Source organism: Paenarthrobacter sp. NPDC058040 (genome assembly GCF_042885775.1).
Classification (GTDB): domain Bacteria; phylum Actinomycetota; class Actinomycetes; order Actinomycetales; family Micrococcaceae; genus Arthrobacter.
Genome location: NZ_JBHVRN010000019.1, coordinates 1 through 14,663, shown reverse-complemented (window position 1 = coordinate 14,663; position 14,663 = coordinate 1). Strand labels below are relative to the sequence as shown.

Sequence of the window (14,663 nt, the reverse complement as noted above, 5' to 3'; positions counted from 1 at the left end):
GAATGGCCACTGCGGCTCCCCCTGGTGATGTGTCAGCAACCACATATTTGCGGGGCCAGAGGAAATTCTACAGCCCGCAAAGCCGCACCTACTCCGCGAACAGCGCCGCCAGGTCCTCCGCCGTCAACGAACCACCGGCCAGCGCGTCGCCCTCCATCACATCCGCGAACAGCTGCGACTTCTTGGCCTTCAACGCCATGACCTTCTCCTCGATGGTGTCCTTCGCAACCAGCCGGTAAACCATGACGTTCCGGGCCTGGCCAATGCGGTGGGTCCGGTCCACGGCCTGCGCCTCGGAAGCGGGGTTCCACCACGGATCCAGCAGGAAGACGTAATCGGCCTCGGTCAGGTTGAGCCCAAAACCACCGGCCTTGAGCGAGATCAGGAACACCGGCGCGGTTCCGTTCTTGAATTCGCTCACTACGTCGCCGCGGTTGCGCGTGCTGCCGTCGAGGTAGCAGTATTCGATTCCCTCGGCATCCATCCGCTCGCGGACCTTGCCCAGGAAGCCGGTGAACTGGCTGAAGATCAGGGTCCGGTGTCCCTCGGAGATGATGTCCTCGAGTTGCTCGAACAGCACATCCAGCTTGGACGAGCGCACCGCGGCCAACGACGAATCCACCAGCGAAGCATCCAGGCTCAGCTGCCGCAGCAGCGTCAACGACTGGAAGATCGTGAAGCGGTTCTTGTTGACATCGTCGATCAGCCCCAGGATCTTCTGCCGTTCACGCTGCAGGTGCGTTTGGTAGACCTTCTGGTGGCGCGGGTTGAGCACCACCTCAAGGACTTGCTCCTGCTTGGGCGGCAGGTCCTTGATGACTTGCTCTTTGGTGCGGCGCATCATGAGTGGACGGACTCGACGGCGGAGCTTGCCCAGTTGCGCCGAGTCGCCGTTCTTCTCCACGGGCTTTTGGTAGTTCTCGGCGAACCTCTTGGGGCTGGGGAACAACCCGGGCGCCACGATCGAGGTGAGCGCCCAGAACTCCATGAGGTTGTTCTCCAGCGGAGTACCGGTGATGGCCAGCTTGAACCGGGACGGCAGTTTCCGCGCGCATTGGTACGCCTTGGACTGGTGGTTCTTCACGAACTGGGCCTCGTCGAGCATCAACCCGGCCCATTGGAAATAGGCGTACGCGTCGTAGTCGATGCGGAACAACGCATAGGAGGTAATGACGACGTCGGCCCCCGCCATGGCTTCCGACGGCAGCAGGCCACTCTTGGCGAAAGTCTCGGACACCGTTCGAACCACAAGGCCCGGGGCAAAGCGCTGCGCTTCCGAGGCCCAGTTGCTCACCACGCTGGTGGGTGCGACCACCAAGAACGGAGCCCTGTCATTCCCGTTGGAAACAGCCAGTTCCTTCGCCGCGCACATCAACGCAATGGCCTGCACGGTCTTGCCCAAGCCCATGTCGTCGGCCAAGACCCCACCCAGGCTGTGCTTGTACAGGAAGCTGAGCCAGTTGAATCCTTCGAGCTGATACGGACGCAGCTCAGCGTTAAGGCCGGACGGAAGCGGCAGCCCGGTCACGGCGTCGTCGAGCAGTCCGCCTACCGACTCACGCCACGCCGCCGCCTGTTCATCCACGATTCCCAGCTGGGCCAATTCGTCCCACAGACCCACCTGGAAGCGGCTGATCTGCAGGGTGCCGTCCTTGTTGTCCGGGTTGTCCTGCAGCGAGCGGGCTTCGTCGATGAGGTCGCGGAGTTGGTGGAGTTCCGGGAGGTCCAGGGAGAAGTGGGCGCCGCTGGGCAGGAGCATGCGGGTCTGTCCGGCGGCGAGGGCTGAGAAGACCGCGGCGAAGGAGACAGGCTCCCCCTCGAGGGTGATGACGATGCCGAGGTCGAACCAGTCGCCACTCGCCGATTCCTTCGTGGAAATGGACACCACCGGAGCTTCTTCCGCCTCGCGGTAGTCGGCGATGTCTCCGGAGGTCTCAACCACCACGTCGGGCAGTTCCCGCAGGGCCGGGAGCACCTCTTCGGTGAAGGCCAGAGTGTCCAGGCCGCTCAGTTCGGCAGTTGCCGTGAGCCGTGGCGCGCCCCAACCACCCGTGGCGGATTCGGCCAAGGCAGGAACGATCTCCCACGGGTGCCCGAGCGATTCAAGAATCCGTGCCTCGGCAGCATCGTCGCGGTAGCCGCGGTCGTCGGGATGCCGCCACAACGGCTGCGCCGTGACCAGGGTGCCCGAGGTGTAGTGCCACTCCCAGTGGAGCCGGACCTTGTGGTCGTTACCGTAGTTCGCCAGAAGGGACAGCGTGGGCACCGCCAGCGTGGGCAGTTCCACGGACTCATCGGCAGCCTGGACGGGCGTGGATTGCCGCAGCTTCGGGTAGAACGACGTCAGGAACCGGCTCTCGTCCTCCGCCGGAATCTCCAGCGTGGAGCCGTCGGTCACGAACTCGAGCAGCTCATCGCTGATGCCGCCGTCGATCGGGGCCAGTGTGATCAGGTTCTTCTGCGGCGTCACCCCTGGCAGCGTCTCAGCCCCGGACTGGGTAAAGAAGATCCCGTTGGCGGGCTTGCCCAGGAAGCCAACCGTTCCGGCGTCAACCTCCTCCCCACCCACGGTCACCGACGGCGAAAGCTGCAGGCCGCCGTCGTGCTTTCCGCCCGTGGTTCCGTTCGCGTCTTGGCGCGCCAAACTCAGTCCGACGACGGCGGGCCGGGACTCGACGCGGACAGGCTCGCTCCCAGCGGCGTGAATGAGCGGAATGCCGGCCTTCGTGGCCTCATCAAGGAGGGTCCAGAGATTCTTGCCGGTGAAGTCGTTCAGGCTCAACCACATGGCACCGGATGGTTGCTGGCGGCCGTTGGGGGAGCCGTGGGCGGCCAGGAAAGTCTGCAACCACTCCACCTGCGCCTCGTTGAACTCCCGGCGGAAGCTGACGTAGCTGAGGTTGTTCCACGAGACGTCGCCACGGATCCACTTGCCCTTGGCGCCCATCATCATGGGACGAACCTTGAGCTGCCGGACACTGCGCACGGGATCCCGCCGGCCTGTGTAGGAGAAGTGGGCTGCCGGTTCTTCCACTTCGAACTGCAGGGCAAGCTGCGTTCCTGCTGGGCTTTGCGTTGGTCCCGGCTTGGCGATCAGCCTGTTGAGGGCAAGTTCCCACGCGGGGCGGGACCCGGCCTGGTCCGCACGGGCAGTTTGCATCCCGGGTGCCTGTGCCAGGAGCTGGGCCCGGATGCTCGGATGGTCTTCCGCAGTGAAAAGGAGGGCCGCGACGTGCTTGCAATCCTTGCGGACGGGGCAGCTGCAGATGCCTACTGTGCAGCTCCAGCCGCTGGGTTTCCGGACCAGTTTTGCCGACGTTGAATAGGGTTGGGGCCCGTTCCCCCGGACCTTGCCCAGCAGGAGCCCGGTGGCTGAGTCGAACGTAATTCCCGTGACGCGGCTGCCCATGGCATAGGCCAGCCCGGCCGCGAGGGAGCGGTCGTTAATGGCAGGTGTTTGTATGGCCAGTTCCCAATTGTCATCGGGGTGGGACGGCATGCAGGGCGCTACTTTCGGCAGGAGGTTATCTGCTCAATCTTAGTCAGCCCGGAGCAGCCCCCAAACTTCGCCCACCGTTAACCTCAACCTTGTTTGCGGCGCCATTCCCACGCGTACGTTGAAGGAGTCCGGAGCACCATCAGCTTTCAGCAGTGAGGATTTCCCATGACTACCAACGAGTACCCCGTCGTCCTGAACAAGACCGCCTTCGAAGCCGGCAATGGGGACGTAGTGGATTCCAACGTCAACGTAGTGAATGAGATGTACGCGGAGCTCCTCAATAGTGACGAAATCGCGCCGGCTGCACTCAACAGCTACTTTGTTGACTTCTACCTGACTCAGGCATTGGCCGGCGGTTTTGCCCAGTACGTGTTCACCGCCCCCGAGCGTGAAGAAGTCGACGCCTTCGTCCGCGCCGGACTTGTGGGAATGGGCGCCAAGCGACACCTGGACCTCTTCAACCGCACGTCAGAGGCCTTCGACGCACTGACGGAGGACGAAGCCGAGGCCTACTTGGATGGCGAACTGGACGAATCCGAGGCCGCTCCCGCACAGGTGGCGATGCTGGATGAGCTCGACGGCGAGTTCGAGGCGCTGCTTGAAGAAGAGGACATCGTGGACCTCAACGCCGACTACCTCCGCAGCCAGCCCGACCTGCTGGTTCTTGACGATGAGGAGCTGGAAGCACACATCGCCGAACGGGTGGCCCTCATTCCGGACCTGGAAGAGCGCCGTGCCGAAGCGGAGGAAGAAGCCCTAGCCAACGCTCCTGAGTTCGAGGTGATCATCCGCGAACTGTGCGACGTGGCTGGCTACGCCCTGGAGAAGATCACCATGGGCGATCCCAATTACGAGCACGACGGCATCACCACCCTGGCATGGCACTTCTCCACCGACCACGGCGACTACATCATGATCGAGGACGAAGACGAAGCCTTCATGATCCACCCGGAGACGAAGGAAATCATCGCCGCCGTGGAATTCGAAGAGTCTGACGAGTTCGTGGAGGCGTAGGCCGTTCGCCGCGGCTGGGCGGCAGACTTCTTCCGCGTGCTGCTCCTTCATCGCTTTGACGCACGCTTCCGGATGCCTGCCGTCCAGCCGCTGGGCCGCGAACAAGCCGTGCCGACGAGATCACTCGTCCGGGTTCGGGGATTGTTTACCGTACTAGACTCGTCCAGTGCGTGCGTATTGGGAATTGGCTAAATCGTCCTTCCGGCGCCATTCCACCTACCGCACTGCCGCCGTCGCCGGCGCTTTTACCAACTCGATCTTCGGACTCATCCGCGCATCGCTGCTGCTGAGCGCCATTTCGACGACGAGTGGCGCCATCGGAGGATACTCGGCAACGGAGGCAGCCACTTACGTGTGGCTGGGCCAAGCGCTTCTGGCACCCTTGGGGCTCTTTGGCTCCGCCGAACTGGCCGGTCGCGTAAAGTCCGGGGACATCGCCGTCGACCTTTCCCGGTCGGTCAACCTGACCGCTTCCTATTGGGCACAAGATCTGGGCCGCGCCGCCTTCGACGTCCTACCGCGGGGATTGCCACCGCTCATCGTTGGGGCCTTGATCACAGGGCTGGCGATGCCGCACACTCCAGGGCCGTACCTGCTGGGGTTCGTGTCGATCCTGGCTGCTGTGTCCCTGAACTTTCTTGGTTTCTTCGCCATCAATCTCCTGTCTTTCTGGGTGCTCGAAATCCGGGGCTTCTGGATGCTGTACATGGTGGTGATGAACCTGTTGTCCGGGTTCCTGGTCCCGGTGACATGGTTCCCGGGGTGGCTGCTCGACTTCGCCCGGGCAACGCCGTTCCCGTCGATGTTCCAGACGCCCGTGGACATCCTGGCCGGACGGACCGAGGGCGGAGCGGGCCTCGCATTGGTTGGCGTGCAACTCCTGTGGCTGGCTGTGCTGCTGGTCATCGTCCAGCTCATGCTCCGCTTCGGTTCGCGGAGGTTGGTGGTACAAGGTGGCTAATCGCCTCGGACCCCGCGACCCCCACGCGCCGGTGACCAACCTGCTGCTCCTCAGGCTGCTCATCTCTGCACGGCTGCGCTCTCAGCTCGCTTACCGGGGCAGCTTCCTTTCTGATGTCGCCGGCCAGGTCCTCTTGGGATTGACCGAATTCGTGGAGCTCTACGCGATCGTTCACAACGTCTCCACGTTCGGGGGCATGACCTTGGCCCAGACGCTTCTGGTATTCGGGCTTGCTTCCGTTGCGTTCGCTCTCGGCGACTTGCTGATGGGGGAGACCGACTCCATGTCGGAGGCCATCAGGTCCGGGAAGTTGGAGGTGCTGCTGGTCCGGCCCCTTCCTGTCCTTCTTCAGCTCGCAACCTCGGATTTCCAATTGCGAAGGGTTGGCCGGTTGTTGTTTGGGGCCGCCGCCTTGGTAGTGGCATTGCTGCTCGCGGACGTCCAGTGGGACCCGGCAAAAGTACTGCTGGCCACCATTACACCCCTTGCGGGAGCGATGATCTTCTGTGCGCTCTTCCTCGGCGCCGGAGCGATGCAGTTCTGGATCCTCGATGGCAGGCAATTCGCCAATGCCTTCACCTATGGTGGGCGATACGTGGCCTCAATGCCCGGGGCAGCGCTGTTCTTCCCGGTCCAGATTTTCTTCACCTTTGTCATCCCGGCAACGCTCGTGGCCTACGCCCCCAGCCTTGTGATACTCGACCTGGACGGGCCAGCCGGAATCCCGGCCTGGACGGGTTGGCTGGGCCTGCCGACCGCCGTCGTCCTGAGCGGGCTGATGCTGCTCCTCTGGCGGGCAGCCATCAAAAAGTACACCGGCGCAGGAGGCTGACATGCCAATTATTGAAGTGGAAGAGCTGAGCCGTGAGTTCCAGGTGATGGAGTCCTCGGGGCGGTTCCGACGACGCAAGAAGACCGTGCACGCGGTCCGGGGCATCGACTTCTCTGTGGAGCCGGGTGAGGCAGTGGGGTACATCGGAGCCAATGGTGCGGGCAAGTCCACCACCATCAAAATGCTTACTGGCGTCCTGGTACCAACGTCCGGCCGCGTATCCGTCTGCGGGTTCAATCCGGTGCCTCAGCGCAAGGCGCTGGCCCGGAAGATCGGCGTCGTTTTTGGCCAGCGGTCGCAGCTCTGGTGGGACCTGCCGCTGCAGGACTCGTACCCCATCCTCGGTGCCATGCACCGTATGCCTGAGGCGGATTGGAGGCCCAGGTTCCGCGAGCTCGCCGAGCAGATGGATTTGGGGGAGTTCCTTTCCACGCCGGTGCGGCAGCTTTCCCTCGGGCAGCGCATGCGCGGCGAGGTGGCAGCGGCTTTGCTGCACCGGCCGGAACTGGTGATCCTGGACGAACCGACCATCGGCCTGGACATGATCAGCAAGGAGAAACTTCGCCAATTCCTCGACGCAGAGCGCCGGGAGAACGGCACCACGCTGCTGCTGACAACACACGATATGAGCGACATCCAGCGCCTGTGCCAGCGGGTACTGGTAGTTGACGACGGCGCCATCGCCTACGATGGGCCGCTCACCGGTTTGTCCGAGGTGGCCGGAGCCGTGCGGACCATGGTGGTTGATCTCGCCGCCCCGGTGCACTCGGCCGGACTCCTGACGCTTCCCGAGGGCGCGGTGCACCAAGGCATCGAGGCGGATGGAATCCGGCACAGCATCACTTTCGACCCCCGCCAGCTCTCCGCTGCCACCGTCCTTGCCGCCATCTCCAGCAGCGCCGACGTCGCCGATCTATCCCTTCATGAGCCGGACATCGAACACCTGGTCCGGCAGCTCTACGGAAATGCGAGGCGCTGATCACCAATCAGTACCCCGTGGCCGCCCCCTTGACCATTTCGCCGCTCGGGCTGACCAAGTACCAGACGTTGCTCACGCCTTGGCCCGTCACGTCTCCGGGGGCCTTGTCCTTGGCGTAGTAGTACAAGGGCATGCCATTAAGCGTGACCTGCTTCTTCCCGTCAGGCGTCGCGATGGTTCCCAGCTTGCCGGTGACGCCGTCAACTGTGGGGGTGTCCGCCGTCGTCGTAAAGACCGGCCAGGCTGCGAGGCAGGCTCCGGTGCACGCACTGGTCCCCGAGTCCTTGACGTCCTTGGTGAAGAAGTAGAGGCTCATTCCTTTGCTGTCGACCACGATCTGGCCAGCGCTGGAAGAGGCCACTTTCATCTCGGCAGCCGCGGCCGGGCTGGAAGCGGCGGCGGAGGAAGTCGCGGCGGGCGCCGCTGACGATGAGGTGGACGTTCCGGGGCTTCCGCCACATCCTGCCAACGCGGCGGCAAGGACCAATGCCCCGATTCCCATGCTGAGTTGCTTGTTCATCCCTAGCTCCTTGGTTAGAGCCGGCCGGGCGGGTCGGCGCTAACCCGTACGACGCCGTGGGGTGAAGAATGGTTCACAGTGAACCCTTTTGGGCCGTGGGGCGTCGTATGGGATGACAAAGCGAAGGAGGTGGCCATGCCGTTGGACGAGGATGTGGTGGCAGCGATCTACCGCGACCACGGCACGGCCCTGAAACGCTTCGTCCTGAGCTGCACGCCGGACGCCCACCTGGCGGACGACGTGGTGCAGGAAACCATCCTGAAGGTGTGGCAGCACGCCCCGCAGATCACGGGAAGCCTGCGCAGCTACCTCTTCAGGACCGCCAGGAATGTGATCATCGACAACTACCGGAAGGCCCAACGCCGCCCCACTGAAACGGGCGAGCATGACCTGCCGGACCATGTGGCCACAGAACGCGTGGACGAACTCCTCAACCGCGTGCTCATGGAGGAGGCCTTGCTGCGGCTCAGCCACGAACACCGTGAAGTCCTGGTTGCCTTGCACTACCAGCGGCACACAGTGGTGGAGGCAGCGTTGCAGCTGAACATTCCCGCCGGCACCGTGAAATCCAGGGCTTTCTACGCAGTGAAGGCCCTCCGAACGATCCTTGATGAAATGGGGGTGGAAAAATGAACGGCGAATCCGTCCACCAACTGCTGGGCGCCTACCTCCTGGGCGGCCTGGAAGCGGACGAGGCCCGCGCGTTTGAGGACCACCTCCGGAGTTGCGCCACGTGTCGGCAGGAGTTGGAGGAACTCGAAAGCCTCCCGGCGTTGCTCGACGCCGTCCCCGCAGCCGACGCCGTTGCCCTCGCCGCTGCGGGCAGCGCCAGCGCCCCGTTGGAACCGGCACCACAGACTTTGCTGGTTGACCTTTCGGCCCGCAGGCGGAAATCACGACGGCGGTGGGCGGCTGTGGTTGGCGCGGTCGCCGCAGCCTGCCTCGCCTTGGGCTTCCTGGCAGGTCCACTCCTTAACCAGCCACCGAAGCCTGACGCCACCTATTCCGTGCAGTCGGGAGATGGCCTGCAATTGACCGTGGGCATGGTCAAGAAAACGTGGGGGACGGAGCTGGACGTTGAAGGCCGGAGCATGCCCCTTGAAGGGACGTTGTACCTGTGGGTCAAGGGCCGTGACGGAGCCGAGGAACGCACGTGCGGCTGGACGGCCACGCCGAGTGGGCGCATCAAGATCACCGGTGCCACGCCGGTTCAGCTAACGGGTATTGCCGGGGTGGAGCTCAGGGACGATTCGGACAAGACGGTGGCGTCAATCTCCGTGCCCTGATTGGGCCTGCAGCTCGGTCACGAGTGTCGGGTCTTCGCAGGCTTGCGCGAAGGCCTCGATCCGGCGTTCGATCTCGCGGCCCAGCACTAGAGTGCCGATCCGTTCAGCGAGGGGCGCCAGCCATGCCGGCCTGCAGGAGAACGTGTACTTCCACACGGCCCGTGTGCCGCCGTCTTCCGGGGTGAACCGCCAGCCCCCTCCGAAGTTATGGAAGAACCAAGGTCCCGCAACCATGGTCATTCCGACGTTACGGGGTGGTGTGTAGGAGACGTATTCCGTGACCATCGTCAGGCCCATTCGGGAAACGGTCCGGGTGCGGACACCCTTCCCGGCAGCCGCTGCGCCATCGACGAAGGACTGGGCCGAGATGAACGGATCCCACTTAAGCCTGAAAGCGCCCGTGGTCTGGGAGAGGGCGAAGGTTGTCTCGGGATCCAATCGGATGAACCGCTCGGCACGCACTTGGGGCATGTCAGCCTCCCTGTCCGGAACCGAGCAGCAGGATCACCAGGAAGGACACCCCGAAGACGTTCACGGCCATGATGGACAGGCCAATAATCCCTGTGATCCGGCCAGCGTTCATTCGCCCACCCCGGAACACAGCGACCAACCCGGAAACCATGGCCACGATGGCCAGCAGCACCGCCACACCGGCAAACACCAGGGCACCGACCCACCAGGCGTCGTTCCCCTGATTGAACCGGCTGATCGACGAAGCGAACGCTGCGATGCCCAACGGGATGCTCACCACCGCAGCCACAGGGGAAAGCACGGCGGCCACAATGCTCGTGATGCCTGCGCCCAGCCCCAGCGTGCGCGTCCGTGGCGGCTGCTGGTAATACTCAGCCGGCGGTTGGTAGCTCATGGTTCCCCCGAAATCCGTTCGCTAGATTTTGCGGTACGTGAGGTCGAAGATCATGCGCCCGGCCTCATGCGCCTTGTTCTCGAAGCTGGTCCGGATCCGGCCCTCAAACCGCGGAGCCCAGCCACCTTCGTTATCCACGCCCTCGTTCGGACCGGTGTGTTCGGTGCTGACGGGTGCCCGGCCTTCCTTGACCGGCGCACCTCCCACCACGGATTCGACGCCGGATTGCCAGACGTGCGTCAGGGGGCTTTCCTCGCCGCTGCGCTCGCCTTCGTGCATGTTTTCGAACTCCGTGGAGTCAGCGAGGACTTCACGGACGTGCACGGCGTAGTTGGACCAGTCGGTAGCAATGCGCCAGTAGCCACCCTTTTCGAGGGCCTTCGCTGCGACCGAAGCGAACGCCGGCTGGATGAGGCGGCGCTTGTGATGGCGGGCCTTGTGCCACGGATCCGGGAAGAAGACCCAGAGTTCGCTGACCGAACCGGCCGGAAGCATGGATTCGAGGACCTCGGGAGCGTTGGCTTCCACCACGCGCACATTGGTCAGCCCACGGGCATTGATCTTCATGATGGTGTTGGCCAGGCCCGGTGTGTAAACCTCCACTGCCAGGAAGTCCTTGTCAGGGTTCTCCTCCGCGGCATGGACAACCGCATCGCCCAGTCCGGAGCCAACCTCGACGATCAGGGGAGCCTTGCGGCCGAACACGGCCTCGGAGTCGAAGATGTAGTCCGGGTGGACCGAGGTGTTGGCGACGTGGCGGGGCACCTGGATGGCCCACCGCTCGGCATGCTCTTCCCACGCAGCCTGCCTGCGGCCCTGCAGGCGGGTGCCGCGGCGCACAAAGCTGACCGGACGGCCTCCGTAGGTGCCAAAGGAGGCCTGGCTGCCGGGAGTAATGGGGCGCGGGGATTCTGGGGTCTCACTCATGTCCCTTCCAGAATACTTTGACCAATCCCTGCACGGGGCCGCTCCGAATCATTGACATGGCTAAGCTCCCACACCCAACCAAAGGCATCAACGTCATGGCCGCCCTGGCAGGCATCGTGTCGGCCGCCGTCGTGCTCGCTGTTGCGGAGCTGATCGGCGCGTTCTTCACCGCCAGGGCAACCCCGCTCTTCGCCCTGGGGTCAACGTTCATCGATTTCACGCCGCCGTGGATGAAGGACTTTGCGATCGCCACGTTCGGTACCAATGACAAGGCTGCGCTGTTCGTGGGCATGGGCCTGACCATCGCGGTGCTGGCCTGTGTGCTGGGCATCGTCGCATTCCGGAAGTGGGCGCTGGGCGTTGTGGGCGTGCTGTTCATGGGAGCAGTGATTGTGGCCTGCGTCCTGACCCGCGCGGGCGTGGGACCAGCGAACTCCATCCCTTCAGTGCTGGGAACTGTCGCGGGCCTGGTCGCCCTGCGTCTTCTGCTGGTGCCGTTGTGGCAGTTGAACACTTCTCCGGAGACTGCCGATGCCAAAGCAGCCGACACCGATGGCGGGCTTGGCAGCCATGGCACAAGCCGCCGTCGTTTCTTCGCTGCTGCCGGGATCACCGCGGTGGCGGCCGGAATCGCTGCCGGCGGAGGTCGATTGCTCAGTTCCGCCCGGAGCAACATCGCGCAAGCACGGGATGCCCTCCGGCTGCCGGCGCCAGCCAAGACCTCGGCCGCGGTCCCGCCGGACGTCCAGTCCCCGGTGCAGGGAGTGACGCCCTGGCTGACCCCGAACAAGGATTTTTACCGCATCGATACGGCTTTGAGCGTCCCGGAAATCAACGTCGCCGACTGGACATTGAGGGTCCACGGAATGGTGGAAGAAGAGGTCACCCTTAACTTCCAGGACCTTTTGGATGCGTCCCTCATCGAATCGCACATCACGTTGACCTGTGTTTCGAACCCCGTCGGCGGAAAGCTGGCCGGAAACGCCAAGTGGCTTGGCCTGCCCATCCGGGATGTCCTGACCAGGGCCAAACCCAAGGATGGCGCGGACATGGTGCTTTCCAGGTCGATTGACGGCTTCAGCGCCTCCACTCCGTTGGAGGTCCTGCGGGATGACCGCGATGCCATGCTGGCCATTGGCATGAACGGGGAACCGCTTCCTGTGGAACATGGCTATCCCGTGCGGATGGTTGTGCCGGGGCTGTACGGCTTTGTCTCCGCCACCAAGTGGGTGGTTGAGCTGGAAGTCACCCGCTTCGCGGATGCCAAGGCTTACTGGACCGATCGGGGGTGGTCCGAGCGGGGTCCCATCAAGACGATGGCAAGAGTGGACGTGCCTGCGTCCTTTGCCAAGATGCCCGCGGGGAAAGTTGCCGTCGGTGGTGTCGCGTGGGCCCAGACACGGGGCATTACCAAGGTTGAAGTCCAGATCGATGACGGCGCATGGGCGGAAGCGACCCTATCCGCCGAAGCTTCCACTGTCACGTGGCGCCAATGGTCCTATGAGTGGGACGCCACGCCGGGCATCCACTACGTCAGGGCCCGGGCAACCGATGGCACAGGCGAAGTCCAGACTGACAAGCGCGCCGATCCAGTGCCTGACGGGGCTTCAGGCTGGCCGTCGGTGATGGTCACCGTGGAGTGACTTTAGACGGCGACTGACAGAATAGGACGTGTGACCTCCTCCCAGAAGCCCGTGAATACTGAGAAGCACATCGAGAAGTCCGCGGGGACACGTGCCCTGCCCGAGGTTGCCGTGGACGCCGAAATCGACGAAGAACCCGCGGCATCTCCCACGGAGATCCGAGGCAAACGCGGCCTGGTCTACCTGGCGGTGTGCCTGATCCTCATTGGCTTGAACTTGAGGACCGTCTTCTCCAGCTTCTCCGCGGTACTCCCCGAAGTGACGTCCGACGCCGGTCTGCCGGGTTGGTCTGTTGTGGTCCTGACCACTGTGCCGGTGACCTTGCTGGGCGTCTTCGCGCCCCTGGCGCCAAGACTGGCCCGCAGGTTCGGGGCAGAACGGGTGCTCCTCGGAGCCATGGCCGTCCTGACAGCGGGCCTCCTGATCCGCCCGAGTGAGCTGCCTGGGGCTGGCCACCTTCCAAGCCTCCTGCTGGGAACGGCGGCTTGCGGTGCAGCCATCGCGCTCTGCAATGTGCTGCTCCCTGGCGTGGTCAAAAGGGACTTCCCGCACCGGCTGGGCCTCATGGGCGGTCTCTACACCACGGCCATCTGCGCCTCCGCAGCCCTCGGCGCCGGCTTCACGTATCCGGTTTTTACGGCAACCGGCCACTGGACATCGGCGCTGTGGTTCTGGGCGGTGCCTGCCGCCGTCGTGCTTTTGCTGTTCCTGCCGTTGGCAATCCGCCAGCCCTCGGTGCAGCACCAAGCCGTCCACGGTGGCGTGAACGTGTGGCGCTCCCCGGTGGCCTGGCAAGTGACGGCGTTCATGGTGCTGCAGTCGATGATGTCGTTCAGTGTGTTCGCCTGGCTCGCACCGATCCTGCGTGACCGGGGTGTGGACGGCGGCACGGCGGGGCTGATCGTCTCGGTGTCGATCGTGCTGCAGATGCTCGGCTCGCTGTTCGCGCCGGCGCTCGCAACCAGGTTCAAGGATCAGCGGGTCATCAACGCGGTGGTGGCGCTTATGACGGGCGGTGGCTTCGCCCTCAGTATTTTCGGTCCGAGTGAGCTGATCTGGGTCTGGACCGGGCTGCTCGGACTCGGACAGGGCTCCCTCACGGCCGTGGCCCTGACCATGATCATGGTCCGCACGCGGGACGCCCACACGGCCGCGCACTTGTCCGGCATGATGCAGGGCGTGGGCTATGGCCTGGGTTCCACGGGAACCCTGATGGTGGGGCAGCTCCACCAAGCAACGGGAGGCTTTGCTGCCGCAGGGATCCTGTTCCTGGTGGTCGGGTCCTTGGCTGCGTTCTTCGGTTACCGGGCTGGCCGCGACCGCTTCGTTTAACCCAACTAATATGTAGTTTCTTTTGTCAATGGGCGTGGGGAAGCGGCCTCGGTTTGGGTCCGGGGTCGCTTCCTTTTTGGTCCGGGAGTTCTCTGGGTGGGGGTCCAGCGTGTCGTTGGGCGACGGCGTGGTCAGACTAATATGCGCGGGTTGGTTACCGCAGGACGAGGTGTCCGGCTGGAGGCTATCGCTTCTCTAGGGTCGGGCGTGGCCTTGAAAGGTTGCTCATAGTTGGGTCGCGAGTTCACTCCACGCGCTGCCGGTTTACCCGGTGGCCCCCTGGTGGTGAGGTCCCGGACGTTTAGGGGTTTTGGTGCTGCGCGGTGCGTTGGGCTTCGCTGGCCAGTGACCAGCACCAGCCGGCGAGTTCGCGAGCGACCGCGACGTTGGCGACGACTGGACGTTTCCGGCGTTCCTGGTAGCTGAGCCAGCGTTCGTGCAGTCGTCTGTTACCCGCCCGTCCGCGGGCCTTGGCCCAAGGGGTTGCCGCTTCCCAACGGGAACGCAGTGCTTGGGAAGGGTGGGTATAGGAACGGCGATGGTGCCAGGCTGCTTCGACGAGGAGCCGGCGTGCGTGGGTATTGCCGGTCTTGGTGATCGAGCCTTGGGAACGGTGCTGGCCGGATGAATTTTCGCTGGGCACCAGGCCAAGATAAGCGCCGATCGTCCGGCCGGTGAACCGGTTCCAGTCACCGATTTCCACGGCCAGACCGAAGGCCGTGAGCGTTGAAACACCGCGGAGACATTCAAGAGCGCGCACGACCGGGGTGTACTCGCTGTCGTAGGCCATGGCCCGGATAGCCGC

The 14,663-nt window shown here is 63.9% G+C and carries 14 protein-coding genes; 8 read left to right on the top strand and 6 right to left on the bottom strand.

Annotated elements, in window-relative coordinates:
• Window positions 1-88: 88 nt before the first annotated feature.
• The gene (locus ACFVSJ_RS21850) at window positions 89-3,499 is read right to left on the bottom strand and encodes an SNF2-related protein (protein WP_387439201.1); all 3,411 of its coding nucleotides are present in this window, start codon (window positions 3,497-3,499) and stop codon (window positions 89-91) included.
• A 165-nt stretch (window positions 3,500-3,664) separates the two neighbouring features.
• Between ACFVSJ_RS21850 and ACFVSJ_RS21845 the strand changes: the two genes are divergently transcribed.
• From ACFVSJ_RS21845 to ACFVSJ_RS21830, 4 genes are all read left to right on the top strand, one after another.
• Window positions 3,665-4,513: a hypothetical protein gene (locus ACFVSJ_RS21845; RefSeq protein ID WP_387439200.1), complete on the top strand. Its 849-nt coding sequence runs from the start codon at window positions 3,665-3,667 to the stop codon at window positions 4,511-4,513.
• A 166-nt stretch (window positions 4,514-4,679) separates the two neighbouring features.
• Entirely contained in the window at window positions 4,680-5,474 is a 795-nt protein-coding gene (locus tag ACFVSJ_RS21840) for an ABC transporter permease (RefSeq protein WP_387439199.1), read from the top strand.
• Window positions 5,467-6,306 (top strand): ABC transporter permease, encoded by an 840-nt coding sequence (locus ACFVSJ_RS21835; RefSeq protein ID WP_387439197.1) that lies wholly within the window; start codon window positions 5,467-5,469, stop codon window positions 6,304-6,306. The genes ACFVSJ_RS21840 and ACFVSJ_RS21835 overlap by 8 nt, the downstream gene beginning before the upstream one ends.
• Window position 6,307: 1 nt before the next feature.
• On the top strand, window positions 6,308-7,285 hold the full coding sequence (locus ACFVSJ_RS21830; RefSeq protein WP_387439195.1) for an ATP-binding cassette domain-containing protein: 978 nt from the start codon (window positions 6,308-6,310) through the stop codon (window positions 7,283-7,285).
• A 7-nt stretch (window positions 7,286-7,292) separates the two neighbouring features.
• On the opposite strand, the gene ACFVSJ_RS21825 is transcribed toward ACFVSJ_RS21830, so the two are convergent.
• A complete protein-coding gene (locus ACFVSJ_RS21825; RefSeq protein ID WP_387439194.1) occupies window positions 7,293-7,805 on the bottom strand; it encodes a hypothetical protein in 513 nt (170 codons plus the stop codon).
• A gap of 135 nt (window positions 7,806-7,940) precedes the next feature.
• On the opposite strand from ACFVSJ_RS21825, the gene ACFVSJ_RS21820 reads away from it, so the two are divergent.
• Together ACFVSJ_RS21820 and ACFVSJ_RS21815 are read left to right on the top strand one after the other, a co-directional pair.
• Window positions 7,941-8,438, top strand: a complete 498-nt coding sequence (locus ACFVSJ_RS21820) for a sigma-70 family RNA polymerase sigma factor (protein ID WP_387439192.1) — start codon at window positions 7,941-7,943, stop codon at window positions 8,436-8,438.
• Window positions 8,435-9,091, top strand: coding sequence for an anti-sigma factor family protein (locus tag ACFVSJ_RS21815; RefSeq protein ID WP_387439191.1), 657 nt, complete (start codon window positions 8,435-8,437; stop codon window positions 9,089-9,091). Before ACFVSJ_RS21820 ends, ACFVSJ_RS21815 begins: the two co-directional genes overlap by 4 nt.
• Here ACFVSJ_RS21815 and ACFVSJ_RS21810 read toward each other — a convergent pair.
• The 3 genes from ACFVSJ_RS21810 to trmB are packed head-to-tail and all read right to left on the bottom strand — an operon-like array spanning window position 9,074 to window position 10,883.
• Complete coding sequence (locus ACFVSJ_RS21810) at window positions 9,074-9,562, bottom strand: type II toxin-antitoxin system RatA family toxin (protein ID WP_387439190.1); 489 nt, start codon at window positions 9,560-9,562, stop codon at window positions 9,074-9,076. The genes ACFVSJ_RS21815 and ACFVSJ_RS21810 overlap by 18 nt on opposite strands.
• A 1-nt stretch (window position 9,563) precedes the next feature.
• A complete protein-coding gene (locus ACFVSJ_RS21805; protein ID WP_387439189.1) occupies window positions 9,564-9,956 on the bottom strand; it encodes a hypothetical protein in 393 nt (130 codons plus the stop codon).
• 21 nt (window positions 9,957-9,977) lie between these two features.
• A complete protein-coding gene (trmB, locus tag ACFVSJ_RS21800; protein ID WP_387439188.1) occupies window positions 9,978-10,883 on the bottom strand; it encodes a tRNA (guanosine(46)-N7)-methyltransferase TrmB in 906 nt (301 codons plus the stop codon).
• A 56-nt stretch (window positions 10,884-10,939) separates the two neighbouring features.
• Between trmB and ACFVSJ_RS21795 the strand changes: the two genes are divergently transcribed.
• Entirely contained in the window at window positions 10,940-12,526 is a 1,587-nt protein-coding gene (locus tag ACFVSJ_RS21795) for a molybdopterin-dependent oxidoreductase (protein WP_387439187.1), read from the top strand.
• A 69-nt stretch (window positions 12,527-12,595) separates the two neighbouring features.
• Window positions 12,596-13,858: an MFS transporter gene (locus ACFVSJ_RS21790; protein ID WP_387439271.1), complete on the top strand. Its 1,263-nt coding sequence runs from the start codon at window positions 12,596-12,598 to the stop codon at window positions 13,856-13,858.
• 301 nt (window positions 13,859-14,159) lie between these two features.
• Here ACFVSJ_RS21790 and ACFVSJ_RS21785 read toward each other — a convergent pair.
• Window positions 14,160-14,663: transposase (locus tag ACFVSJ_RS21785; RefSeq protein ID WP_387439186.1), on the bottom strand; the 504-nt coding region annotated here is incomplete at its 5' end.